The sequence below is a fragment of the Mesorhizobium sp. M0715 genome (assembly GCF_040320355.1).
Lineage (GTDB): Bacteria > Pseudomonadota > Alphaproteobacteria > Rhizobiales > Rhizobiaceae > Mesorhizobium.
The window spans coordinates 114,851-137,600 of the sequence record NZ_JAMYPL010000013.1; the positions used below are offsets into that span (position 1 = coordinate 114,851).

The window sequence follows — 22,750 nt, forward strand, 5'->3', positions numbered from 1 at the left end:
GCGTTGTGCTCCGGGGAAACCGAGAGGAATGCGCGAACCATGGGCATGGTACTGTCTTTCGTGCCGCGTACGGCACCAAACACCAGAGTAAAGCAAACCGTCGAAATGCCGGCGGCGGTGATCATCTTTCCCGGCATCCGCTACGAGCGGCCGTGTGCCGGCGAAGTGCGGCCGGTCGATCCCGACAAGCCGGGCTCGCCAGGGACGAAGCCGGTCCCGCATCACTAGAAGTCCTGCAACTCGCAGGAACTCTGTTCGAAGAAGTGCGACACGATTGGCTTCCAGCTGCTGTCGGGCACGAAGGCGCGGATGACGAAGATGCCTTCCTCGATCGGCGCTTCGACGAAGATCGCCCCCTGAAGATCCTCGGGAAGGTCCTTGCGCACGTCGATCATTTGCGCCGGCGTCAGCACGACGGCATCCAGAACGCCGCCGGTCGCTGTGTGGTCGTTGAAGGAATAGATGTTGTGGCCGCTGCGGTCATAGACCGAGACCGACCAGAACGGGACATGTCCAGGTGCCTTGACGCGGACCATGCCTTCGCCCAGATCGAACCGGCAGGCCGTCGCGTAAAACAGCGGGTCGACGGATTTCACCACGGGCGCGCCACCGGCCTCGGCATCGAGCCGCGTCATCTTGTATAGGTCCGACGCCATGGACAGCCGCGACCAGGCATCGCGTTCGGAAAACTCGGGCACCAGCAGCAGCACGGCGATGTGCACGATGCCGGCGCCGAGCAGGCCGAGCAGGACGGCATGCAGAAGTCCGCGCATCGCAGCGTAAAAACTACGCATTGCAGCCGACCTTGACGATTTGCGGCAGCGAGACGTCCGACAGGCCGGTGCTGCTGGCGATCGGCGTGTCGTAGAAGGTCAGCACGAAATACATCCTGCCGGAGCCGTCTGTCAGCAGCCAGTTGCCCGGCATCGGGTGATGGCCGGCGGAAATGATCACCGAATTGTCGGGCTGGCGCACCACCCCATAGGATTGCAGCGCCGCCAGCCGGGGTTTGCCGGTTTCGACCACGCCGAGCGACTGGTCGGCGGCATAAAGCGTCCAGAACCGTGCCGTCGGAAAACCACCCTCGATTGTGTAGGTGCATTCGCGCTTGAGCTCGGCGCCGCCCGTGTCGCGCTCGGCGACGAAGGACAGCCCTTCGGCGCGGCCGAGCGCAAGTACGCCCTCGCGCGCCACACGGGCCTTGGAATAGGGATCGGCGGCCGGCGTGCCGATATCGGGAAAGGCCGTCCATTGGCCGATCCGGATGGCGCCGACACCATCCTGGACTTTCAGCGCATACCAGACGCTGCTGCCACCGCCGACGATGGCTATGGCAAGCGAAAGCAGCGTCAGGAAGGCATTCTTGAGCATGAGGGGCCGGGAACACGAAGAGTTGCCGCTCGGGGATATCGCGGCGCGGGGCCTCGTGGCAAGCGGGCCGATGGATTTGCCGCCCCGGACCAGTTGAAAGACCTGCCCAGTCGGAAAGATCACAGCGCCGACAGCGTCTCCGGCGGTTGCGGCGTACTGAGGACGGGGGCCGACTGGAACAGCGTGGTCATGTCCCGCAGCGTCTGGGTCGTGCGGCTGGACAGCACCGGCGGCCGCTCGGCCGCCGCATTGGCCGCCGCCTGTTCGTCGCTCTTCTTCAGCGCTTCCTCGGCCTTGGCCGCTATCTCCTCGTCGACGAAAGGTTTGTCGATGCCGGGGATCGGCTTGAGGTCGATATTCTGGTGCGCGTAGACCATCAGTCGCTGCCACACCATCGCCGGCAGCGAGCCGCCGGTCATGTTCTTGGTCGGCGTGAAGTCGTCATTGCCCATCCACACCGCCGCCGTGTAGTTGCCGGTGAAGCCGACAAACCAGGCGTCGCGGTAGGATTGCGTCGTGCCCGTCTTGCCGGCGACGACGATGTTGGGAAGTTGAGCCCGCCGCGCGGTGCCCATCACCGGCACTGCCGCCAGCATGGTGTTCATCGATTTCAGTGCCTGCTCCGACAGCACCCGGTGCGGCGGCGGCGCATCCTTGGCGAAATCATAGACCACCTCGCCGGTGCGGGTGACGAGCTGGCTGACGCCGTGCCGGGAGCCGACGAAGCCATTGTCGGCGAACACGCTGTAGCCCGTCGCCTGGTCCATCACGGTCATGCCCGAGGTGCCGAGAACCATCGTCTTGTGTGCTTCGATCGGCGATTCCACACCCATCGCCTCGGCCATGGCCTTGATCGGGCCAATGCCGAGATGATCCTTGGCCAGCCGCACCGGCACGGTGTTGATCGATTTCGCCATTGCCATGATCAGGGTGACGTTGCCCGCCGATCCGCCGTTGTAATTGTGCGGTGACCAGCTGCCCCAACTGATCGGGCCGCCGGAAATAATGGAGTTGGGAGTGAAGCCGTGTTCCATCGCCGTTGCGTAGACATAGGGCTTGAATGACGAGCCGGTCTGGCGCAGCGCCTTGGTGGCGCGGTTGAACTGGCTGGCGCCGTAGTCGCGGCCGCCGACGATGGCGCGCACGGCGCCGTTGGTCTCGATGACCACGACCGCGCCCTCGGTGACGTTATACTCCTTGCCGAACTGGCGCAGGTGGAACTCCACCGATTCTTCCGCCGCCTTCTGGATGTTGGCGTCGAAGGTGGTGTGGGCGACGAGCGAGTGCTGGCCCGGCTTGGCGATCTTCTTGACCTCGTCGAATGCCCAGTCGAGGTAATAGTCAGGGCTTTTCTGTTCGCCGCGGTCGACGACATCGGCCGGATGCAGCCTGGCCTGCAGGACCTGGCCTTCGGTCATGAAGCCGGCATCGACAAGGTTGGACAGCACCACGTTGGCGCGCGCGCGCGCCGCCGGCAGGTTGATGTGCGGCGCATATTTGGTCGGCGCCTTGAACAGGCCGGCCAGCATCGCCGCCTCGGCGAGGTTCAGGTCCTTGACGCTCTTGCCGAAATAGAAGTCGGCGGCCGCCTCGATGCCGAACGTGCCGCCGCCCATATAGGCGCGGTCGAGATAGAGCTGCAGGATCTCCTTCTTCGACAGATTGGCCTCGAGCCACAGCGACAGGAAGGCTTCCTTGATCTTGCGCTCCAGCGTGCGCTCATTGGTGAGGAACAGGTTCTTGGCCAATTGCTGGGTGATGCTCGAGCCGCCCTGGACGACGGAGTTCGCCCGCACATTCTCGAAGATGGCGCGCGAAAGGCCGAGCACATCGATGCCGTAGTGATCGAAGAAGCGACGGTCCTCGGTGGCAAGCACCGCCTTGATGACGTGATCGGGCATCTCGTCGACCGGCACGGAATCGCGCTGGATGATGCCGCGCTGGCCGATCTCGTTGCCATAGCGGTCGAGGAACGTGACGGCGAAGTCGCCCTGGGCGCGCCAGTCGCCGGCAGTGTCCTGGAAAGCCGGAATGGCCAGCGCCAGCATCACCACGATGCCGACGGCGCCGAGCGTGAAACCTTCGCTCAGCAGTTCGATGATGCCACGGCGCCAGCCGTTGACGCGGAAGCGCCGCGAGAAGATCGTCGCCGATTCCCAGAACTGGCGCGCCTTGAAGCCGATCTCGTAGAGCGAGGAATCGATCCACGCGTCGAGCGCCAGCAGCCGGGCGGCGATCGGACCTCTTCTCTTGCGCGGTTCGGGACTGGCCATTCGATATCCGGCTAGCAATTGCACGACCTGAGAACCGCAAACCGGCAATTTCAGGGCGATGCATTCCGGGAGACTATTCCTCCATTTTTCCAGCACTCACAAGGGCGGCGAAGACACAGTATTGGGTTTGTTGCTGACGGGCCGGCCCGAGAATACAGCCCGGCGCCTACAGCATGTGCCCGCGCCTCCAGCGGAGGCGTGAGCTTTTTATCACTGCAGCACGGCGCGCCTCATGCGGCTCGCAAGCTTTCTTTCGGGCGCAAATTCTGGTTCATGCGGAACAGGTTCAATGGGTCGTAGCGCTGCTTGATTTCCAGAAGCCGTCGATGGTTGCCACCATAGGCCGCTTCGACCCGGTCGACCTCGTCCTCCGGCATGAAGTTCACATAGGCGGTGCCGGCGGCATAAGGCTTGGCCGCCTCGTAGATTGAACGAGCCCAGTCGGTGCAAGCCTTGTCCATCGTCGGTTCGCGCCAGCGGGCGTGAACGTTCATGACGAAATGCGAACTGCGCTGTGGGAACGCCGTTGCGTCCGCCTTGACGCGACCTGCCGCGCCGCCGACATGGCCGATAAATATCTCGCATTCGGGTCCCGGCAGCCTGGCTATTGCCCCCCTGACGACCGCAGCCGCCTCCTCGGAAAACTCGGTGAAGTCATGGCTCTTCCAGTAGTTGCGGGCGCCGGGCGTGAGCAGTGGGTCGAATGCCTGCTGCCAGCCGGTGAACGGGCTGGGGCCCACGACATCGGCAATCGGCGTGCCGATGGCTCGAAGTTTTTGCGTCGCCTTTTCGCCTGCCTCGATGTCGCCGCAATAGCACATGGCCAGCACCAGAACCTCCTTGCCATGCCACTCCGCGGGCAGGAAGGGCAGCGGCGGCGCCTGCCGCATGACCACCCAGCAGGTCAACTCGTCAGGTGCGGTCTCGAGCGCCTTGCGATACTCCCGCAGCACCTTTTCGGCATCGGCGAAGGGATGGACGACAAGCCCCGCCAGCACTTGCGGTCCAAACTCATGGAGTTCGAACTCGAATGCCGTGACGACGCCGAAATTGCCGCCGCCGCCGCGCAGCGCCCAGAACAAGTCCGGATTTTCGGCATGGCTGGCCCGGAGCAGTTTGCCATCGGCGGTGACCACATCGACGGAGGCAAGATTGTCGATGGTCAGGCCGAATTTGCGGGTGATCCAGCCGAAGCCGCCACCCAGCGTCAGGCCGGATATGCCGGTGGTCGAGTTGATGCCGGTCGGTACCACCAGCCCGAAGGCCTGCGTTTCCTTGTCGACATCGGCAAGCGTCGCGCCAGGCCCGACCCATGCCCGCCGCGCAGCGACATCGACCCGCACCGATTTCATCAATGACAGATCAATCATCAGGCCACCATCGCAGACCGCACTTCCGGCAATGTTGTGGCCGCCGCCGCGCACCGAGACGAGAAGCCTGTTCTCCCTGGCGAAATTCACGGCACTGATGACATCGGAAGCTCCGACGCAGCACACGATCAGCCCGGGCAGCCGGTCGACCGTGGCATTCCAGACGGTCCGTGCTTCGTCATACGCGGCATCGCCTTCGCTCAGCATTTTGCCGCGCAATTGTGCCGAAAACGCTTCCAGGGCTGCGGCGTCGACTGTCGTTTTGCCGCGTTCAAGCGTGGTGAGGCTCATGGTGTTCATGGTTTCCTCCCGATTTGCAGATGAGCTGTCCTCTCCCAAAAGACGTTTTTTACTGTGCGCTTATATTAGTTATCGCGCAAGTTTCGCATCGGGCAGCGTTGCGACTCGCAAGCGGGGCACACGGTGCCGCCAGCCGGCGATCTCAGCCGTTTTGCGCGCGCGACCTTGCACCCTCGGCCGCCCGGATGCCGATCATGCTGACGAATGTGAGCGAAGCAGCGTAGCGCTATCCCACTCCTCAGGCCGGTTCGCGCTTCAGCGCCTGCGCCATGCAGTGGATGCCGCCGCCGGTCTTCGAGATCTCGCTCATGTCGACGGCCGCGACCTCGAAGCCGCGCGCCTTGAGCTGACCGATCAGCGCCTGGCTGGAGGTCGGCGCGATCACCCGGTCCCTGCCCAGCGACATGAAGTTGCAGCCGAGGGCCATCGTATCCTGGAACGGCACGTCGATGATCTCGTGGCCCTTGCCCTTCAACCAGTCGACAATGCCGGGTTCGGTGCAGGCGAGGCAGACAGCGGTCAGTTTTTCGGCGATCGGCACCACCATCAGGTCGATATGAACATAATACTCGTCGATGAAGGCGATGCGGGTTTCCCAACCTTCCCTATCGAACCAGGCCTGCACCTGGCGAGCACCTTCCTCCTGCGTACGCGCGCCGCCGCAGCCGATCAGCACGACGCCATCCTCGATGACGTTGAAGTCACCGCCCTCGAACGTGCCTGCGGTGACCATGTCGTAGATCGGGATGCCGAGCTTTTCGTAGGTGCGGATCGCGGCATAGTTCTCGCCGCGCCGCCACCAGTTGGCCATGGCGGTGATGAAGGCGCCGTAGGGCGTCATGACGCTGGAATCGCGGGAATAGACCTGCATCGGCAGCTCAGGCGTCGGCTCGTGCCAGTGGATGTTGACGCCGAAATGCTCGTAGGCGGCGACCAGGTCCTTGTGCTGCGCCTGGGCGATCTGGACGTTGCAGGGTGCCTCGCGCAGATGCTTTCGCGACAGCGAGCTGGTCGACAGATGGCGCAGGAAATTGGGCGAACCGAGCAGGACGTCGGTCAGCACGTCGGTCTCGTTGGCGAAGCCCCAGGCGGTCAGCGGCTTGGTGCCGCCGGCCGGGTTGCGGCGCTGCAGCGAAAACGGCTCGGCGACAATGCGGTCATGAACGGTCATGGGGTGCTCCTCGTGAGGGTGTCTAATTGCTCGGTATCCACCAGTCGCGTCCGCGTGGGGTGGTGACATATTCAGGCCAACGAAATCCAATCGGCGGCTCGTAGTCGCAGAGCGGCGCGATCCAGTTCGAGCCGCCTATGCCGCCGCCGGTGCGGGCGACGAATTCATTCATCGCCGCATCGCGGGCAGTTTTGTCCTCGAGCAGGCGAAGGGCGGCGAGCGCGATCGTGCGGGAGGCGCAGGCCACCATCGGGTCGATGGTGGCGGGAATACCGCCCAACGCATTCATCACCCATGACGGATAGGGATAGCCGGTCTCCGAACGCAGCGCCGGGCGGGCGACATAGAAGCGCGCCGTCGGCGCATGCCACGACATGTCGGTGTAATCGTCGGAGGTCGAGTTGACTTGCGAGGGCGGCAGGTCGCGGCGCAGGATCGCTTCCGCCGCCTGCGGCTCGATCAAGCGCTCCAACTCTTCGATGAACGGCTCGTCGCTCGCCATGCGCCCGGCATTGACCTGTATTTCGCGCGCGACTGCCTTGGCGTCCTCGTCCCAGCGCGGCGGCCCGACCGTCGACAGTGCTTCATAGGCGATTTCGGCCATTACATGATTGGTAAGTCCCGGCCGTGACTTCGACACCCAATGCCGCTCGGTGCGGCAACCACTCATCGCTGCCGCCGCCTCGGCATTGCGGTCGAGCACCGCGGTGACCTGCTCGGCCATGGCAAGCGTCGGCACGCGGATCATGTACTGGATCTCGGCCAGCCCCGCCGGCAAATTGTCGGCGGTTGCTTGTCCCGCCGTCAGGATCGCTTCGCTGATCGACCAGCCGCCCTGATGCGGCAGCATGGAATCGCGCAGAGCCTTGGAGGCCATGTACATCATCAACAATGCGTCGTTGGCGCCGGGGGCGCGCGCCGCCGAATGTGCTTGCGGAATGGGTGCAGCACCCGCAGCCAGCGCCCAGCGCTCCGGTTGGTCGCAGATGAAGCGATAGACCATCGCGTAGGCCGCGCCGCAATGTGTGTCCCAGCGCGCCGTGTTGCAGAGCGGCAGCATGTAGAACGGGTGAAAGGAGATCATGCCGGCAAGGCCGTCATAATAGCCCTTGGCGGCATGGATCGGCTTTGACCCGCGCACCTTTTCCGCCGGCTCGCCGGTGAAGCGCAGCGTGCCTGATATGCCGTGGCGCTGCATCGCCGCCTTGGTCGCCAGCAGCCCGCCGAGGCTCGAAATGCCCAGCCCGGAATGCGGGTCGGTGTGGCCGCCGGCCTGGTTGCCAAGTCCCCGGCGCGGACGCTCGACCGTAGCGGCATCCTGGCAATTGCCCGGCACCGCGTCGTATTCGGCGTACATGCCGATGGTCGGGCCGGGGCCGTTGGTCCAATGCGCGCAGAAGGCGGTCGGCATGCCGCCGGAACTTTCTTCGACGGAAAAGCCTTCGAGTTTCAGTCGCTCGACATACCAGGCGGCGGATTGATACTCCCGCCACGCGGTCTCGCCGTAATCGAAGATGGTGCGTGTCCACGCGGACAACAACGGCTGGATGCCGTCGAGACAGGCAAGGGCGGTTGCTTGCGCCGAGGTGGCCACCGGTTTCTCCATGGCATGAGAAGAAAGCAGTGAAGCGGTTCGCTAAAAAGTGATATGTTTTCCCGGTTCGTGCAAATTCGGTTCACCTGAGGCTCCTTGCGTATACCATCGACACAAGCGCTGCGCGCGCTCGACAGCTTCGCCCGCCACGGCAGCGTCTGGCGCGCCGCCGACGAGTTGCACCTGACCCGCAGCGCTGTTAGCCATCAGCTTCGCCTGCTGGAGCGCGACCTCGGCTTCGACCTGCTCGAACGCATCGGCAAGGGCGTGGCGCTGACGCCGCGCGGCCAGCGCTATGCCAGCGACGTGCGCAAGGCGCTGACCGTTCTGGGCGATGCGGTGACGCGTGATGCCGGCACCGGCGTCGGCGGCTCGTTCGCCGTCAGTTGCACGCCCGGCTTCGCCTCGCTGTTCTTGTGCACCCATATCGGCGAGTTCCGGCAGATGTATCCCGACGTGGCGCTGCGCATCCTGACGCCGCGCCGGCTCGACGATGTCAGCAACGCCGACGCCGATGCCTTCATTGCGTTCGGTGTCGGCAATTGGCCGAACCGGGCGGTCGAACCGCTCTGCGAAATCTCGTTCACGCCGCTCTGCAGCCCGACGCTGCTCAACAAGATCGGCGGCTTTTCCCGGCCGTCGGACGTGCTGCGCGCCAACCTGCTGCATCTCGATGACACCGAGGATTGGGCGCGCTGGCTGGCGTTGTCCAAGGTGGAAAACCCCGACATTGAGGGCGGCATCTTCTTTTCGGACATGAACCTCGTCTTCTCGGCGGCGATTGCCGGGCAGGGCATCGCCATGGGCGACGAACTGACCAGCCGGCGGGCGCTGAGCGAGGGCCGGCTGGTCAGGCCGTTCGACATCGCGATCAAGTCGCCGCGTTCCTATTTCCTGGTCTCCGAACACGCCAAGGCTTCGCATCCGGTGCTGGAAGCGTTCGCAGGATGGCTGCGGTCGAAACTCCAGGAGAACCGCATCCTGCCGTATTGAGTGCAGGTGGCGACATCTCGCCATAGATGAATGGAATTTGCCGATCAGGCGAAAACTATTCGGTTGCGGTGAGCCGGCACCCTGCCTACGATTTCGAAAAGCGTTAGGGAAAGGGCAGTATGCAGCAACCCGGCCGTGCCGCAGAGATCAAGGCAATCGGGATCGGCAAGAGCTTCGGCTCGTTCCGTGCGCTGGACAATCTGTCGCTCGATATCGGCCGTGGCGAGTTCCTGACCCTGCTCGGGCCGTCCGGTTCGGGCAAGACCACCTTCCTGATGATCCTTGCCGGCTTCGTGCAGCCGACCGAGGGCAAGCTGCTCAGCGACGGCGTCGACATCACCGACCGGCCGGCAGAGCAACGCGCCGCCGGCATGGTGTTCCAGGGCTACGCGCTGTTCCCGCATATGAGCGTAGAAGCCAACATCGCCTTCCCACTCAAGGTCCGCAAGAAATCGGCCGCCGACATCAAGCGCCGTGTCGGCGAGATGATCGAGCGCGTCGGCCTCAAGGGCCACGAGAAGAAACTGCCGGCGCAACTGTCGGGCGGCCAGCAGCAGCGCGTGGCGCTGGCCCGTGCGCTGGTGTTCGAACCGGGCGTGCTGTTGCTCGATGAGCCGTTTTCCGCGCTCGACAAGGGCCTGCGCGGCCAGATGCAGGCCGAAATGAAGCGGCTGCACCAGGAGACCGGCACCACCTTCGTCTTCGTCACCCACGACCAGAGCGAGGCGCTGGCGCTGTCGTCGCGCGTCGCCATCTTCAATCATGGCAAGCTGCTGCAGGTCGGAGCGCCCGACGAGGTCTACGACCGGCCGGACAACCGCTTCGTCGCCGAGTTCCTTGGCGAGATCAACATGCTGCCGCTAAAGGGGGTCAAGCCCGCCGGCAATGGCTCGACCGGCCTGTGCGAAGACCGCGCGGTCAGCATGGGCTGCAAGGCCGAACTCGTGCGCGGCGACGCCATCCTGGCGATCCGGCCCGAATACATGTCGATATCGGGCGAGGCGGCAGATGGTGAGAATGGGATCGCCGCTACCGCCACCAACTCCACCTACCTAGGTGCTGCAACGCGGCTCGACCTGACAACGCGGCAAGGCGCCAAGGTCACGGTCTCGGTGCCGAACGAGGTGGCTGCCGCGGCGTTGAGCAAGGGTAACTCCGTCTGGCTCACCTGGCCGGCGGAAAAGGGTTTCCTTCTTCCGCATGGAGGACAATGACAAGCGGTGTGGCGAGACATCGCAGACCGCTTTCCGGCACTATCAACAACAAAAAAGGGGAACTGACATGACACATGATACCAAGAAACAAGCCATCGATAGCCTGTCCGCCAGGGCAGGTCGCGGCGAGATCTCGCGCCGGCAGTTCACACAGTTGGCGGCACTCGTGCTGGCCGGCACGCCGATGCTGCTGCGCTCGACAGGTGCCTTTGCGCAGGCCAAGGAACTTGTGCTGGTCAACTGGGGTGGCGATGCCATCACCGCCTACGATGCCGCCTATGGCCAGGCCTTCACCAAGGACACCGGCATCACCGTCAAGATGGACGGTTCGGGTCCGACCGAAGGCGCCATCGCCGCACAGTTCAAGAGCGGCGCGCCGACCTGGGATCTCGTCGACGTAGACCCGTTCTCGGCCATCACGCTCGGCGCCCAAGGGGCTCTCGAGCCGATCGATTACAACATCGTCGACAAGAAGAAGATGCGGCCCGGCTTTGGTTGGGAATACGCCGCCTCGACCTATTTCTTCTCCTATGTCATCGCCTATGATTCCGAGAAGTACGGCAAGGACGCGCCGACCGGCATGGCCGATTTCTTCGATGTGAAGAAATTCCCCGGCAAGCGCTCGCTCTACAAATGGGGCGTGTCGAGCTGGGAAGCGGCGCTGCTCGCCGACGGTATCGCGCCTGCGTCGCTCTACCCGCTCGACCTCAAGCGCGCCCATGACAAGATCGCCGCCTTCAAGGAAAACGTCGTTGCCTATTGGGGCGGCGGCGCCGAAAGCCAGAGCGTGCTACTCAATGGCGAGGCCTCGATGGCGATCGTCTGGTCGACCCGTGCCTCGCTGATCGAGCAGGATTCGGGCGGCAAGATCAAGTTCATCTGGGACCAGGGCCTGATCTCGCCCGGCGCGCTGGCCGTGCTCAAGGGCAACCCCGGCGGCAAGGACGCTGCGATGAAGTTCATCGCCAGTGCCCAGGACCCTGAAAAGCAGCTGGTCATGTTCGACAAGCTCGGCCAAGGTCCTGCAAACCCGGCGGCAGACGCGCTGATCCCCGCCGACAAGAAGCGCATCAATCCGGTCGATCCCGAGAACATGAAGAAGCAGATCGCGCTCGACATGGACTGGTACGCCAAGAATTATGGGCCGGCGCTCGACGAATACACCAAGATCATCTCGGCCTGATCAGGGGCGGGGTAATCGGGTCGAAATGAGATCCTATCTCTCCGACAGGATGGGCGCGGCGCTGTTGATGGCGCCGCTGCTCCTGTTTCTTGTCCTGACCTATGCCTGGCCGTTTCTCGGCGTCGTCAAATGGAGCTTTACACTGCCGACGCCCGGCCTCGGCCAGTATGAGGCGCTGCTCACCGACGATCTCGTGCAGTCGGTGTTCATCCGCACGCTGCGCATCGCGGCGGTCGTCACTGTCGTTTCGGTGGCAGCTGCCTACGCCATCACCGTCGTCTGGGTGCGTGGAACCCCGGCACAGCGCCTGATCGCCGAGTTCTGCATTCTCGTCCCCTTCTGGATTTCCGTGCTGACCCGTGCTTTCGGCTGGGTGGCGCTGCTCTCCAATCGCGGCCTGATCAACACCTGGTTGCAGGCGATCGGCTTCATTTCCGAACCGTTGGCGTTGGTGCGCAACGAATTCGGCGTCATCGTCGGCATGACGCACTTCCTCATTCCTTTCGCCGTTTTCCCGCTGGCATCTTCCATGCGCAGCCTCGACGACCGCGTGCTTTTAGCTGCGCGTGGCCTCGGTTCCAGCCGCATGCGCACCTTCTGGACGGTGTTCGTGCCGATGACGCGCTCCGGCATCATCGGCGCGGCGATGATCGTGTTCGTCTTCTCGCTCGGCTTCTTCGTCACGCCGGCGATCCTCGGCGGCGGCCGCAGCGTCATGATCGCCGAGCTGATCTATCTCAGGATCTTCCAGAGCCCGGACTGGGGTCTGGGTGCAGCGATCAGCGTCGTGCTGGTGCTGTTCGTCGGCGCGCTGATGGCGCTTTTGTTCCGCTATGTCAGACCGAAGCAGTTGATCTGATGCCGACCTACCGCCCCGGTCCTGTCTCGCTGATCATCGCCGCCTTCGTGGCGCTGTTCCTGCTGATGCCGCTGCTCGCCGTCATCCCGGTGTCGCTGACGCCGAGCCGCATGCTGGCTATGCCGTCGGGCGAACTGTCGCTGCGCCACTACCGGGCGCTGGTCGAGGACCCGCGCTGGCTCCAATCGATCCTGCTCTCGATCCGTATCGGTGTCGTCAGCAGCGCCTTTTCAACCGTGCTCGCGCTGTGCTTCAGCCTTGGCGTCTGGATGTTCCAGCCGCGCTTTACCGCAGCCCTGGTCGGCTTCGTCCTGCTGCCGATGGTGGTGCCGCCGGTGGTCTCGGCGATCACGCTCTACTTCCTGCTGACCTCGATCTCGGGCTTCAGCGCGTTCTTCGGCTACGACACCTGGCTTGGCGTCGCCATGGCGCATTCGGTGATGACCGTGCCCTTCGCCACGGTGCTGATGCTGGTCTCGCTCAGCCAGCTCGACCGCCGCATCGACCTTGCCGCGCGGGGCTTAGGCGCCACTGTGTGGGAGCGCGCCACCCGCATCATCATGCCCAACATCAAGTTCGGCATCATTACCGCGGCGCTTCTCTCCTTCGTGCTGTCCTGGGAAGAAATCGGCGTCACCCTGTTCATCACCTCGGTCAACGCCATCACGCTGCCCAGGCTGATGTGGATGGGCCTGCGCGACAACATCGACCCGGCGATCGCCGCGCTCTCGGTGATCCTGATCATCATCACCGTTCTGGTGCTGGCGGTGCGCAGTTTCGTGGCCAGGCAGCGTGGGGGCTATTAGACAAACCGCACGGAGACGCTGCCGAACCTGCCCAAATCGCCAATGACTTCGTCGCCGGCCTCGACCCCAATCGGCGTCACGCAGGTACCTGTAATCACCACCTGTCCCGGTTGGAGCGCTATGCCCAGGCCCGACAGCTCGTTGACGATCCAGGTGAGCGCGATGCGAGGATCGCCCAACACGGCTGCTCCCGATCCGCTATGTTGCGGCCTTCCGGAAACGGAGGCGACCACGGGGTGCTTTGCAAGGTCCACGTCTCGCCAGTCGTCCGCCGCCTCGCCGATGACAAACAGATTGGCGCAGGCATTGTCCGCAATGAGTTGCGGCGCCCCGACGGCGCAAAAATCGTCATAGCGTGAGTCCGGAATTTCGATCGCCGGGTGCAAGGTCGCCACGGCTTCCATCACCTCGGCGATTTCATAGGGTGCCGGACGAGGCGGCAGCTCGCGGCCGAAGCGGAAAGCGAACTCGATCTCGGCCACGCGCATCTTGCTCGTCGCCAGGGAAACGGTCCCGCCGACCTCCACCGCTTTTTCGGCCAGGAGACGTCCGGCCATCGGGCCGTCGACGTTGATGTGCCTTTGTCCGGCCAGACTGGTGGCGGCAATCTTCCAGCCGAAAAGAGGGGCCACCGAGCGATCCATGACGTGCGACTGGATAGCGTAACCTTCGATCCGTGTTTGTGGGCGCAACGCCTCAGGTATGGCGTCGAGACGGGTGCCCTTGTCCCAGTGGCCTACCAACAGCCGCGACGCAGCCCTGGTCTTTTCTGCATCGAGCATCATCAGCTTCCGAAATGGCTTCGTGGATCAAAAACGGCAAGGAACATTGCGTCATGCGACCTTGTATGGAGCGAGAATATGTGACCAGGAATCGAGAGTCCATGTTCACAGCTCGGTGCCCGCGGACGATGGTGTTGGCAAAGTCGCCCTTTCGAGATCATCGGCATCCATCATTCCGATGACGAATCGCCATCGCCTCCGCGCGTCGAATGGCTATATCTGTCAGAACACGCAGAACGCGGGCTTCCGAAAAGCAATAGTCGGCAGCGCAGGAACCGGAGGAAAAGACGATGACCGCGCCAGGCGATTTACAGCAGGCACTGTTTCTCAGGCTGAAAAGCGATGCATCGCTATCGGCCTTGCTGGGCGGCGCCGGACTGCTCGAACGGCCAACCGAGAATGCCGCTTTTCCGTACGTGACCTGCGGCCATACCTCCGCTTTTGACTGGGATACGGGCGCCGAGAACACCGACGATCAGTTGATTACGCTGCATGTCTGGTCGAAAGCCCATGGCGACGCCGAAACGCTAGCCATCATGGCCGCCATCCAGGCGCGCCTTGCCGACGCAGCATTGGTGATCGGCCCTCGCGGCCAGACACGACTGTCGCTGGAATTTGCCGAAGCCCGCCATGACGAGGATCTGCTCGTGCATCACGGGCTGCTGCGTTTTCGCGCGATAACCCAGGAAAATGCCTGATGCGCTTTCAATATGGTCAAAACGGAGTCTAGACTGGGCTTTCGCGGGATTTCACCTGTTCGAGGCGGTGAAATTCCAGATTGACTGTCTCGCGTTGCAGGGGTGTGGCGAGGATGTTTTCAGCGGCGTTCACCGTTCATTTCACGTTCAGCACCGATGCGTTACAACGCCGGTCATGAAAACGCTTCGCTCCCACTTCCGAACCGCGACACTGGCGCTTTGTGCTGCCGGGCTGTTCGCGTCGCAGGCGATGGCGATGCCGGTCATCGCGCCGCCCGAGTTGGCCAGTCCGATCGTACTGGCGGCGTCCGATTGCTACGCCATCGGCCAACAGGTGGCCGAACAGAATGGCGGAACGCTGGCCAAGGCCTCGCAGTCGACGCGCGGCGGCCAGCCGGTCTGTGTCATCGTCGTGCTCGTTCCGGGCAAGGACGGACAACGTCCGCGCCGTTCCGAAATCGTCGTTCCGCTGAACTGATCCAATCAACCTTAGGCTACGTTTCCCAGGCCGCCGGAATCGGCCTATATCTGCCCCAGTCTTCAATCTGACAAAGCTCTTCAACAGGTAAAGCTCTTCAACAGGTATCGAACTCCGCATGCGTGTACTCGTCGTCGAAGATGACAAGGATCTCAATCGGCAGATATCGGATGCGCTGGTCGATGCCGGCTATGTCGTCGACCGCGCCTTCGACGGCGAGGAAGGCCATTTCCTTGGCGACACCGAGCCCTACGACGCCGTCGTGCTCGATATCGGCCTGCCGCAGATGGACGGCATCAGCGTGGTCGAGCGTTGGCGACGCGGCGGCCGCAAGATGCCGGTGCTGATCCTGACGGCGCGCGACCGCTGGAGCGACAAGGTCTCCGGCATCGATGCCGGCGCCGATGACTACGTCACCAAGCCGTTCCACATCGAGGAGGTGCTGGCCAGGCTGCGGGCCCTGATCCGGCGGGCTGCCGGCCATGCCTCGTCCGAACTGACCTGCGGGCCGCTGCGTCTCGACACCAAGGCCTCCAAGGCCGATGTCGACGGCGTGCCGTTGAAACTGACGTCGCACGAATTCCGCCTGCTTGCCTATCTGATGCACCATATGGGCGAGGTCGTCTCGCGGACCGAACTGGTCGAGCACCTCTACGATCAGGATTTCGACCGCGATTCCAACACCATTGAGGTGTTTGTCGGGCGGCTGCGCAAGAAGATGGGCATCGACATGATCGAAACCGTGCGCGGCATGGGCTACCGCATGCGTGAGCCGGAGGCGTAACTCGGAACCGCTCAAACCAACCGCGAGGACGCCGCTTTCGCTGCGTTTGTGGCCGCGTTCGCTGACGTTCCGCGTCATCGCCTTTTCCACGGTCTGGGCGATCGTGACGCTCGTTGTCATCTTCACCTTGATCACCACCCTATACCGCCAGGCCAGCGAGCGCGGCTTCGACAGCCTGCTTTCGGCGCATCTGTTCAACCTGATCGGTTCGATCGGCATCTCCGACAGCGGGGCGCTGACCGGCGCGCCAGACCTCGGCGACCTTCGGTTCTCGGAGCCGAATTCGGGCTGGTACTGGTCGGTCGAGCCCGCTTCGGAGGGCGTGCATGGCGATCTCCACTCGTCGTCGATGACCACGACGATCCCGTCACCGAGCGTTGCCGAGGTGCCGTTCAACACCAGCTTCCAGCGCAGCTACGCAGCCGAAGGCATCGACGGCGAGCAACTCGAAGTTTTCGAGAGCGAATTCGTTCTCGACGCCAAGAACCGGGCCGCGCGTTTCCGGGTCATGGGCAACCAGAGCGAACTCGAACAGGAAATCGCTACCTTCCAGCGCCGCCTGCTGACCTATCTCAGCCTGTTCGGCGTCGGCATGATCGCCATCAACGCGATCGCCATCCTGCTCGGCCTGCAGCCGCTGCGCCGGGTCAGGAACGCGCTAGCCATGGTGCGCGAAGGCACCGCCCAGAGGCTCGACGGCCGCTTCCCGGCCGAGATCGAACCGCTTGCCAACGAAACCAATGCCTTGATCGAAAACAACAGGCGCATCGTCGAGCGGTCGCGAACACAGGTCGGCAATCTCGCCCATTCGCTGAAGACGCCGCTGGCGGTACTGCTCAACGAGGGCCGCGCGCTCGGCGGTGCCAAGGGGCAGCTGATCGCCGAACAGGCCGCTTCCATGCAGAAGCAGGTTGAACACTATCTCCAGCGCGCCCGCGTCGCGGCACAACGCGACAGCGTCGTCTACCGCACGCCGGTGACGCCGCTGGTGCAGCGCATGGTGCGGGTTATGCAGAAGCTCAATCCGCGGACAAATCTGTCGCTGTCGCTGCCGGCGGCCGAGATCGTCTTCGCCGGCGAGCGCGAGGACCTTGAGGAGTTGCTGGGCAATCTCCTTGAAAACGCGATGAAATGGGCAAAGAGCGCGGTGCAGGTTTCGGTCGTGCCCTTGACCGGCAAGGACGACCCGGCCGGCCTTTTCGAGATCGGCATAGAGGATGACGGTCCCGGCATTCCGGAGGACAAGGCGCGCGAGGCGCTGAAGCGAGGACGGCGTCTGGACGAGACAAAGCCCGGAACAGGTCTGGGGCTGGCCATTGTCGCAGACCTTGTCAACGAGTATGGAGGCGTTCTGGCGCTCGAACGGTCCGGTATGGGCGGATTGAAGGCGGTGGTGCGATTGCGGAGCCTTCAGTGATGTTCACTAGGGCCAATCGACATAGAGGGACGGGAGATGTTATTGGGCGGCATGTCGATTGGTCCTGCAGCGGCCAGCGGCCAAATTTCCGACAAATATCAATACTATGGCCACGCCAACTTCTCCGATGACGCGGCCCCCGGCGCATCCCTGGCAGGCTCCCACTCAAGAAAATCGGTTGTTGGCATGAAGATTCGCGTCGCTCTCGTTTCCGCATTGCTGGCTGTTTCCGGCTGCACCACCTTGAGCGGCAAGGGTCCAACCGTGGCAGTGACACCGGCCTCGACACCTCCTTCCAGCGGCAAGGTGACCACGACGATCATTTCGGCGATGGGCGGCGGCCTCATCAGCGGGGCGATCGGCAACGGCCTCAGCGAGACCGAGAAGCGCAGCGCGCTCGAGGCTGAATACAAGGCGCTAGAATATACGACCAGTGGCCAGAAGGTGACGTGGAAGGGCGCTCAGGCTTCGCGCTACGGCGAGGTGGTTCCGGCCCAGCCGTACCGCGTCGGTTCGCAGGACTGCCGCCAGTACACGCAGACGGTGTTTTCCGCCGGTGCCGGGGTCACGGCGCGTGGAACCGCTTGCCGCAACGCCGATGGCAGCTGGACGCCGCTGACCTGACGACCGTCTGCCGACGATTGGCGGCTGGCGTCGTCAAAGCGTCGCAGCATGCATCTGTTGGCACGGCAGAGCTCTGCCGGTATTGGAAGAACCATGCTGTTCTGGGTCATAGCCGCCATTCTCACGCTGGGTGCAAGCCTGGCGGTGCTGCTGCCGCTGGCCGCCAGCGCCAAGGGCGCGTCGTCGAGCGGCGAACATGATCTCGAAGTCTATCGGGACCAATTGTCCGAGCTTGACCGCGACGCCGCGCGTGGCTTGATCCAGCCGGCCGAAGCCGCCGAGGCCCGCGCCGAGATCGCTCGCCGCATCCTTCGCCTTGACAATGCGGGTGCCGTCGGCGGCGCAAACCCTGGCCGAGCGCCGGTCACGGCAAGGCTGGTGGCAACCGTAGCCGTGCTGGCGGTGCCGCTGGTCAGTTGGGGGCTCTATGTCAAGCTTGGCTCTCCTGACCTGCCGTCGCAACCGCTCAGCGAGCGGTTGGCCAAGAATCCTGCCGACAGTTCGGTCGACGAGCTGGTGGCGCGGGCCGAAGCCCATCTGGCCGCCACTCCCACTGACGGCAGGGGCTGGGACGTGCTGGCACCGGTCTATCTGCGCATGCAGCGCTTTTCCGACGCGGCAGGAGCCTATCGCAACGCCATTCGGCTCGATGGCGACAGCGCCGTTCGCCAGGCCGGTCTCGGCGAGGCGATCGCCAGCGCGGCAGGCGGCATTGTCTCGGCCGATGCCCAGGATGCTTTCGAAGCAGCCCTGAAGCTCGATCCGGCCAATGCGAAGGCCAGCTTCTACCTGGCCATGGCATTGGCGCAGGAGGGTCGCGCCAAGGAAGCGACCACGGCATGGCAGGCGATGCTGGACAGATTGCCGCCGGATTCGCCATGGCGCGGTGCCGTCGAGCAGGCGCTCGCCAAATCCGGAAGCTCCGACGTCGCTTCCGGCGGCGCCACCAACGGTCCCGATGCCGGCGATGTCGACGCCGCATCCTCGATGTCGCCGCAGGACCGGGAGACCATGATCAATACGATGGTTGCCGGCCTCGACGACAAACTGCGGCAAAATCCGCGCGATCCGGAAGGATGGATGCGGCTCGTTCGTTCCTATGTCGTGCTCGGCAAGGCCGATCAGGCGCGTGAGGCGCTCGGTCGCGCCATTGCCGTCTTTGGAGCCGACAGCGACCAGGCGAAGAAATTCACTGCCTTTGCCGCTTCGCTTGGGCTTGCGGCGACGGAGTAGAACAAGACATGACGCGCAAGCAGAAACGATTGTCGGTGATCGCGGGCGGGCTGGTCTTCCTGGCTGCCGCGACCGGGCTGACTTTTTACGCGCTTGGCCAGAAGGCCTCCTATTTCTACATGCCGGCCGATCTCACCACCGCCAGTGTTCAGCCTGGCCAGCGCATCCGGTTGGGTGGATTGGTCGAAAAAGGCACGATCCAGCGCGGGCAGGGGGCCACGGTCGGCTTTTCGGTGACCGACACGCACAAATCGGTCAAGGTCACCTACACCGGCATCCTGCCCGACCTTTTCCGCGAAGAGCAGGGCGTCATCACCGAGGGTACTTTCGGCCCGGACGGGGTTTTTGTTGCCGATAGCGTGCTGGCCAAGCATGATGAGCGCTACATGCCCAAGGAGGTTGCGGACGGCCTCAAGGCCAAGGGCGTCTGGCAGGAGAACAAGAGTGAATAGCTCCGGCAGGAGAGCGACAATGGATCACGGGCATGGTTGAAACGGGACATTTCGCCCTCGTCCTGGCGTTTGCGCTTTCGCTGGTGCAGACGGTGGTGCCGCTGTTTGGCGCGCGCCTGAACAACCAGCGCCTCATGGCCGTCGGCGGTCCGGTCGCAGTGACCGGCTTTGCCTTGACGGCGCTGTCCTTCGCAGCGTTGGCGAGTGCCTATGCAAGCTCCGATTTCTCGGTGGCGAGCGTGTGGGAAAACTCGCATTCCTTGCAGCCGTTGATCTACAAGATCACCGGAACTTGGGGCAATCATGAAGGCTCGATGCTGCTTTGGGTGTTGATCCTGACCTTCTTCGGCGCGCTCGTCGCCGCTTTCGGCTCCAACCTGCCGGCGACGCTGCGCGCCAATGTGCTTGCGGTGCAAGGCGCCATCGGCGCCGCCTTCTTCCTGTTCATCCTGGCGACGTCCAATCCGTTCATCCGGCTCAATCCGGCGCCGATCGAAGGCCGCGATCTCAACCCGATCCTGCAGGATCTCGGCCTCGCCATTCACCCGCCTTTTCTCTATCTCGGCTATGTCGGCTTCTCGATCTGTTTTTCCTTCTCGGTTGCCGCTCTCATCGAAGGCCGCATCGACGCGTCCTGGGCACGCTGGGTGCGGCCGTGGACGCTGGTCGCCTGGATGTTCCTGACCGGCGGCATCGCCATGGGATCGTACTGGGCCTACTACGAGCTCGGTTGGGGCGGTTTCTGGTTCTGGGATCCGGTCGAGAACGCCTCCTTCATGCCGTGGCTGGCGGGGACCGCGCTGCTCCATTCGGCCATCGTCATGGAAAAGCGCTCGGCGCTGAAGATCTGGACGCTGCTGCTCGCCATCCTGACCTTTTCGCTGTCGCTGCTCGGCACCTTCCTCGTGCGTTCAGGCGTGCTGACCTCGGTGCACGCCTTTGCCACCGATCCGACGCGCGGCGTGTTTATCCTGTGCATACTGACGCTGTTTATCGGCGGCTCGCTGGCGCTGTTTGCGCTGCGCGCTTCCCGGCTGACGACCGGCGGCCTGTTCCAACCGATTTCCCGAGAAGGGGCGCTGGTCCTCAACAATCTGTTCCTGACGACGGCGACGGCGACCGTCCTCGTCGGCACACTCTATCCGCTCGCCGTCGAAGCCTTTTCAGCCGACAAGATCTCGGTCGGCGCGCCGTTCTTCAATCTCACCTTCGGACCGCTGATGGTGCCGCTGCTGCTCGTGGTTCCGTTCGGGCCGTTGCTGGCCTGGAAGCGCGGCGATGTCTTCGCCGTCGCGCAGCGCCTTATGGCGGCCTTTGCAGCGGCGCTGCTGGCGACGCTGGTCACCGCTTTGTTCATCGACGGCGCCTCGGTGTTCGCAGCCCTGGGCGTTGGCCTTGCCGTCTGGCTGATCCTTGGCGCGCTCACCGACCTCGCCGTCAAATCGGGGGTCGGCAATGTCGCAGCGGGGATCATGGTCAGGCGCTTGCTCGGCCTGCCGCGCTCGGTCTTCGGCACCGCCTTCGCTCACCTTGGCCTCGGTCTGACCACGCTCGGCATCGTCGGCACACTTTGCTTCGGCACCGAGAAGATTCTGTCGATGCATGCCGGTGAGACCGTCGAACTGTCCGGCCATACGCTGCGTTTCGTCGGGCTTCATCCGGCCCAGGGACCGAATTACAGCGAGGATCTCGGCCGCTTCGAACTGATCGGCGTCAGCGGCAGCCCTGTTGGCGAAATCAGCTCCGCCAAACGGTTTTATCCGGTGCGGCAGATGACGACGACGGAATCGGGCATCAGGACGATTGGTTTCTCGCAGCTCTACATCTCGCTCGGCGACGAGGGCAATGACGGTTCCGTCGTCGTCCGTCTGTGGTGGAAACCGCTGGTGACGTTGATCTGGGGCGGCGGCCTGATGATGATGGCGGGCGCGGCGATGTCACTGATGGACCGGCGCCTGCGCGTCGGCGCGCCGTCGCGGCGGCGCAAGCAGGCGAGCGCGGTGCCATCCGCGACCCTGCCATGAACGCGCGGCTTTCGCTGACCTCCATTGCCCTGCTGCTGGCGCTGTCCTTTGCCGGCACGGCCCTGGCGGTGAAGCCTGACGAGGTGCTGCCTGATCCGACGCTGGAGGCGCGGGCGCGGGCGCTCTCGGAAGGCTTGCGCTGCATGGTCTGCCAGAACCAGTCGATCGACGAATCCGATGCCGACCTTGCCCGCGACCTGCGCGTCCTTGTGCGTCAGCGCCTCGTCGCCGGCGACACCGACCAGCAGGTGATGGATTACGTCGTGTCGCGTTACGGCGAGTTCGTGCTGCTGAAGCCGCGTTTCGACCTGCGCAATGCGTTGCTTTGGGGCACGCCCGTCCTGCTGTTGCTGGTGGGAGGCGGTTTCATCGTGCTGACCGCGCGGTCGCGCCGCGTGCTGGCGACCAATGCGTTGACCACTGAGGAACAGGCGGCGCTGGACAAGATACTAGGCAATTAGCTCGGCCATTCCTCCGAGGGCCAGTCCCGCGACGTGTGAATGACGCGCAGGATAGCGACGCTCTGACGGCTAGCGATCGGGCGCAACTCATAGGCAATGATGTAGGGCAGGCGGTCGATGAGCTTCTCATATGTGCCTGTCACTTGGCCTGGGCGGCCCGTCGCCATCTCACCAAGGCCCTGGCCCATTTCACGAATACGATCCGCCAGGCGTCGGGCGGCAGCAGGATTGTCCTGAGCGATAAAGGCAACTTGCTGCTTAAAATCGTCCAGCGCTTCTCGCGACCAGGCGACGAACCGCTTCACGCCTTGCCCAAGCGCCTGGCTTCCGCCGATTCGATGACTGCGTCGATTTCCGCCATCGCATCGTCGTGAGGCACGACACGGCCAGCCGCCGCATCTTCCATGCCGCGTTTGATGCCTTCAATGATATCGAGTTCGCGATCGACGTAGGCCGAGACCGCCTCGGCGGCGAGGAACGATTTGCTACGCCGGGTGTCGGTGGCGATCCGCTCCAGCTTCAGCTTGGTTTCGGGAGAGACCCGGATGGTCATGGTGGTGCTTGCTGTCGTTTATGAAAGCCTTGTGCTGAGTTGTGTACAAGATAGCACATTGGACATCGCAGCCAAGGGGATTGTACGTCCCCTGACTCCCAAACATTACC

General features: G+C 63.6%; 24 protein-coding genes. 15 read left to right on the forward strand and 9 right to left on the reverse strand.

Features of this window, described 5'->3' with window-relative positions:
- Positions 1 to 39 precede the first annotated feature (39 nt).
- Positions 40 to 228, forward strand: a complete 189-nt coding sequence (locus tag NKI21_RS17465) for a hypothetical protein (protein ID WP_128302987.1) — start codon at positions 40 to 42, stop codon at positions 226 to 228.
- Here NKI21_RS17465 and NKI21_RS17470 read toward each other — a convergent pair.
- The 6 genes from NKI21_RS17470 to NKI21_RS17495 all read right to left on the reverse strand — a co-directional run bounded on the left by NKI21_RS17470 (position 225) and on the right by NKI21_RS17495 (position 8,091).
- A complete protein-coding gene (locus NKI21_RS17470; RefSeq protein WP_128302988.1) occupies positions 225 to 794 on the reverse strand; it encodes a DUF1254 domain-containing protein in 570 nt (189 codons plus the stop codon). The two genes, NKI21_RS17465 and NKI21_RS17470, sit on opposite strands and share 4 nt — an antisense overlap.
- On the reverse strand, positions 787 to 1,371 hold the full coding sequence (locus tag NKI21_RS17475; RefSeq protein ID WP_128302989.1) for a DUF1214 domain-containing protein: 585 nt from the start codon (positions 1,369 to 1,371) through the stop codon (positions 787 to 789). The genes NKI21_RS17470 and NKI21_RS17475 overlap by 8 nt, the downstream gene beginning before the upstream one ends.
- Positions 1,372 to 1,490: 119 nt before the next feature.
- Positions 1,491 to 3,644 carry a transglycosylase domain-containing protein gene (locus NKI21_RS17480; RefSeq protein ID WP_023812797.1) on the reverse strand — a complete coding sequence of 718 codons (2,154 nt, stop codon included), beginning with the start codon at positions 3,642 to 3,644 and terminating at the stop codon, positions 1,491 to 1,493.
- Positions 3,645 to 3,874: 230 nt separating this feature from the next.
- Positions 3,875 to 5,314, reverse strand: coding sequence for an FAD-binding oxidoreductase (locus NKI21_RS17485; RefSeq protein WP_352441303.1), 1,440 nt, complete (start codon positions 5,312 to 5,314; stop codon positions 3,875 to 3,877).
- 238 nt (positions 5,315 to 5,552) lie between these two features.
- Positions 5,553 to 6,485, reverse strand: a complete 933-nt coding sequence (locus NKI21_RS17490; protein ID WP_128302992.1) for a dimethylarginine dimethylaminohydrolase family protein — start codon at positions 6,483 to 6,485, stop codon at positions 5,553 to 5,555.
- Positions 6,486 to 6,507: 22 nt separating this feature from the next.
- A complete protein-coding gene (locus NKI21_RS17495; RefSeq protein WP_352441302.1) occupies positions 6,508 to 8,091 on the reverse strand; it encodes a zinc-binding metallopeptidase family protein in 1,584 nt (527 codons plus the stop codon).
- 84 nt (positions 8,092 to 8,175) lie between these two features.
- On the opposite strand from NKI21_RS17495, the gene NKI21_RS17500 reads away from it, so the two are divergent.
- The 5 genes from NKI21_RS17500 (at position 8,176) to NKI21_RS17520 (ending at position 13,134) form a co-directional block, all read left to right on the forward strand.
- On the forward strand, positions 8,176 to 9,072 hold the full coding sequence (locus NKI21_RS17500; protein WP_023812801.1) for a LysR substrate-binding domain-containing protein: 897 nt from the start codon (positions 8,176 to 8,178) through the stop codon (positions 9,070 to 9,072).
- A 119-nt stretch (positions 9,073 to 9,191) separates the two neighbouring features.
- Positions 9,192 to 10,286: an ABC transporter ATP-binding protein gene (locus NKI21_RS17505; RefSeq protein ID WP_128302994.1), complete on the forward strand. Its 1,095-nt coding sequence runs from the start codon at positions 9,192 to 9,194 to the stop codon at positions 10,284 to 10,286.
- A gap of 67 nt (positions 10,287 to 10,353) precedes the next feature.
- Positions 10,354 to 11,469: an ABC transporter substrate-binding protein gene (locus NKI21_RS17510; RefSeq protein WP_128302995.1), complete on the forward strand. Its 1,116-nt coding sequence runs from the start codon at positions 10,354 to 10,356 to the stop codon at positions 11,467 to 11,469.
- 25 nt (positions 11,470 to 11,494) lie between these two features.
- Complete coding sequence (locus NKI21_RS17515; RefSeq protein WP_128302996.1) at positions 11,495 to 12,328, forward strand: ABC transporter permease; 834 nt, start codon at positions 11,495 to 11,497, stop codon at positions 12,326 to 12,328.
- On the forward strand, positions 12,328 to 13,134 hold the full coding sequence (locus NKI21_RS17520; RefSeq protein WP_023812805.1) for an ABC transporter permease: 807 nt from the start codon (positions 12,328 to 12,330) through the stop codon (positions 13,132 to 13,134). Before NKI21_RS17515 ends, NKI21_RS17520 begins: the two co-directional genes overlap by 1 nt.
- Here the strand turns inward: NKI21_RS17520 and NKI21_RS17525 are convergent.
- Positions 13,131 to 13,916, reverse strand: a complete 786-nt coding sequence (locus NKI21_RS17525) for a 2-keto-4-pentenoate hydratase (RefSeq protein ID WP_128302998.1) — start codon at positions 13,914 to 13,916, stop codon at positions 13,131 to 13,133. The two genes, NKI21_RS17520 and NKI21_RS17525, sit on opposite strands and share 4 nt — an antisense overlap.
- 290 nt (positions 13,917 to 14,206) lie before the next feature.
- On the opposite strand from NKI21_RS17525, the gene NKI21_RS17530 reads away from it, so the two are divergent.
- The 9 genes from NKI21_RS17530 (at position 14,207) to NKI21_RS17570 (ending at position 22,087) form a co-directional block, all read left to right on the forward strand.
- Positions 14,207 to 14,614, forward strand: coding sequence for a DUF3168 domain-containing protein (locus NKI21_RS17530; RefSeq protein ID WP_128302999.1), 408 nt, complete (start codon positions 14,207 to 14,209; stop codon positions 14,612 to 14,614).
- A 175-nt stretch (positions 14,615 to 14,789) separates the two neighbouring features.
- The gene (locus NKI21_RS17535; protein WP_127257297.1) at positions 14,790 to 15,092 is read left to right on the forward strand and encodes a hypothetical protein; all 303 of its coding nucleotides are present in this window, start codon (positions 14,790 to 14,792) and stop codon (positions 15,090 to 15,092) included.
- Positions 15,093 to 15,210: 118 nt separating this feature from the next.
- Entirely contained in the window at positions 15,211 to 15,876 is a 666-nt protein-coding gene (locus NKI21_RS17540; RefSeq protein ID WP_023812809.1) for a response regulator transcription factor, read from the forward strand.
- Entirely contained in the window at positions 15,860 to 17,293 is a 1,434-nt protein-coding gene (locus tag NKI21_RS17545; RefSeq protein WP_352866506.1) for an ATP-binding protein, read from the forward strand. Before NKI21_RS17540 ends, NKI21_RS17545 begins: the two co-directional genes overlap by 17 nt.
- 186 nt (positions 17,294 to 17,479) lie before the next feature.
- Positions 17,480 to 17,917: an RT0821/Lpp0805 family surface protein gene (locus tag NKI21_RS17550; RefSeq protein WP_023812810.1), complete on the forward strand. Its 438-nt coding sequence runs from the start codon at positions 17,480 to 17,482 to the stop codon at positions 17,915 to 17,917.
- Between the two features lie 93 nt (positions 17,918 to 18,010).
- The gene (gene ccmI, locus NKI21_RS17555) at positions 18,011 to 19,150 is read left to right on the forward strand and encodes a c-type cytochrome biogenesis protein CcmI (protein ID WP_352441300.1); all 1,140 of its coding nucleotides are present in this window, start codon (positions 18,011 to 18,013) and stop codon (positions 19,148 to 19,150) included.
- A gap of 8 nt (positions 19,151 to 19,158) precedes the next feature.
- A complete protein-coding gene (gene ccmE, locus NKI21_RS17560; RefSeq protein ID WP_023812812.1) occupies positions 19,159 to 19,602 on the forward strand; it encodes a cytochrome c maturation protein CcmE in 444 nt (147 codons plus the stop codon).
- Positions 19,603 to 19,634: 32 nt separating this feature from the next.
- Entirely contained in the window at positions 19,635 to 21,626 is a 1,992-nt protein-coding gene (locus NKI21_RS17565; protein WP_023812813.1) for a heme lyase CcmF/NrfE family subunit, read from the forward strand.
- A complete protein-coding gene (locus NKI21_RS17570) occupies positions 21,623 to 22,087 on the forward strand; it encodes a cytochrome c-type biogenesis protein (protein WP_352441299.1) in 465 nt (154 codons plus the stop codon). The genes NKI21_RS17565 and NKI21_RS17570 overlap by 4 nt, the downstream gene beginning before the upstream one ends.
- Here the strand turns inward: NKI21_RS17570 and NKI21_RS17575 are convergent.
- Positions 22,084 to 22,392, reverse strand: a complete 309-nt coding sequence (locus NKI21_RS17575; RefSeq protein WP_352441298.1) for a type II toxin-antitoxin system RelE/ParE family toxin — start codon at positions 22,390 to 22,392, stop codon at positions 22,084 to 22,086. The genes NKI21_RS17570 and NKI21_RS17575 overlap by 4 nt on opposite strands.
- Positions 22,389 to 22,640 carry a CopG family ribbon-helix-helix protein gene (locus NKI21_RS17580; RefSeq protein WP_352441297.1) on the reverse strand — a complete coding sequence of 84 codons (252 nt, stop codon included), beginning with the start codon at positions 22,638 to 22,640 and terminating at the stop codon, positions 22,389 to 22,391. The genes NKI21_RS17575 and NKI21_RS17580 overlap by 4 nt, the downstream gene beginning before the upstream one ends.
- Positions 22,641 to 22,750 lie beyond the last annotated feature (110 nt).

Coding starts and splice junctions, on each gene's coding strand:
- NKI21_RS17465 (WP_128302987.1), top strand. CDS start 40: ATGGGCATGGTACTGTCTTTCGTGCCGCGTACGGCACCAAACACCAGA.
- NKI21_RS17470 (WP_128302988.1), bottom strand. CDS start 794: ATGCGTAGTTTTTACGCTGCGATGCGCGGACTTCTGCATGCCGTCCTG.
- NKI21_RS17475 (WP_128302989.1), bottom strand. CDS start 1,371: ATGCTCAAGAATGCCTTCCTGACGCTGCTTTCGCTTGCCATAGCCATC.
- NKI21_RS17480 (WP_023812797.1), bottom strand. CDS start 3,644: ATGGCCAGTCCCGAACCGCGCAAGAGAAGAGGTCCGATCGCCGCCCGG.
- NKI21_RS17485 (WP_352441303.1), bottom strand. CDS start 5,314: ATGAACACCATGAGCCTCACCACGCTTGAACGCGGCAAAACGACAGTC.
- NKI21_RS17490 (WP_128302992.1), bottom strand. CDS start 6,485: ATGACCGTTCATGACCGCATTGTCGCCGAGCCGTTTTCGCTGCAGCGC.
- NKI21_RS17495 (WP_352441302.1), bottom strand. CDS start 8,091: ATGGAGAAACCGGTGGCCACCTCGGCGCAAGCAACCGCCCTTGCCTGT.
- NKI21_RS17505 (WP_128302994.1), top strand. CDS start 9,192: ATGCAGCAACCCGGCCGTGCCGCAGAGATCAAGGCAATCGGGATCGGC.
- NKI21_RS17510 (WP_128302995.1), top strand. CDS start 10,354: ATGACACATGATACCAAGAAACAAGCCATCGATAGCCTGTCCGCCAGG.
- NKI21_RS17515 (WP_128302996.1), top strand. CDS start 11,495: ATGAGATCCTATCTCTCCGACAGGATGGGCGCGGCGCTGTTGATGGCG.
- NKI21_RS17520 (WP_023812805.1), top strand. CDS start 12,328: ATGCCGACCTACCGCCCCGGTCCTGTCTCGCTGATCATCGCCGCCTTC.
- NKI21_RS17525 (WP_128302998.1), bottom strand. CDS start 13,916: ATGCTCGATGCAGAAAAGACCAGGGCTGCGTCGCGGCTGTTGGTAGGC.
- NKI21_RS17530 (WP_128302999.1), top strand. CDS start 14,207: ATGACCGCGCCAGGCGATTTACAGCAGGCACTGTTTCTCAGGCTGAAA.
- NKI21_RS17535 (WP_127257297.1), top strand. CDS start 14,790: ATGAAAACGCTTCGCTCCCACTTCCGAACCGCGACACTGGCGCTTTGT.
- NKI21_RS17540 (WP_023812809.1), top strand. CDS start 15,211: ATGCGTGTACTCGTCGTCGAAGATGACAAGGATCTCAATCGGCAGATA.
- NKI21_RS17550 (WP_023812810.1), top strand. CDS start 17,480: ATGAAGATTCGCGTCGCTCTCGTTTCCGCATTGCTGGCTGTTTCCGGC.
- ccmI (WP_352441300.1), top strand. CDS start 18,011: ATGCTGTTCTGGGTCATAGCCGCCATTCTCACGCTGGGTGCAAGCCTG.
- ccmE (WP_023812812.1), top strand. CDS start 19,159: ATGACGCGCAAGCAGAAACGATTGTCGGTGATCGCGGGCGGGCTGGTC.
- NKI21_RS17565 (WP_023812813.1), top strand. CDS start 19,635: ATGGTTGAAACGGGACATTTCGCCCTCGTCCTGGCGTTTGCGCTTTCG.
- NKI21_RS17570 (WP_352441299.1), top strand. CDS start 21,623: ATGAACGCGCGGCTTTCGCTGACCTCCATTGCCCTGCTGCTGGCGCTG.
- NKI21_RS17580 (WP_352441297.1), bottom strand. CDS start 22,640: ATGACCATCCGGGTCTCTCCCGAAACCAAGCTGAAGCTGGAGCGGATC.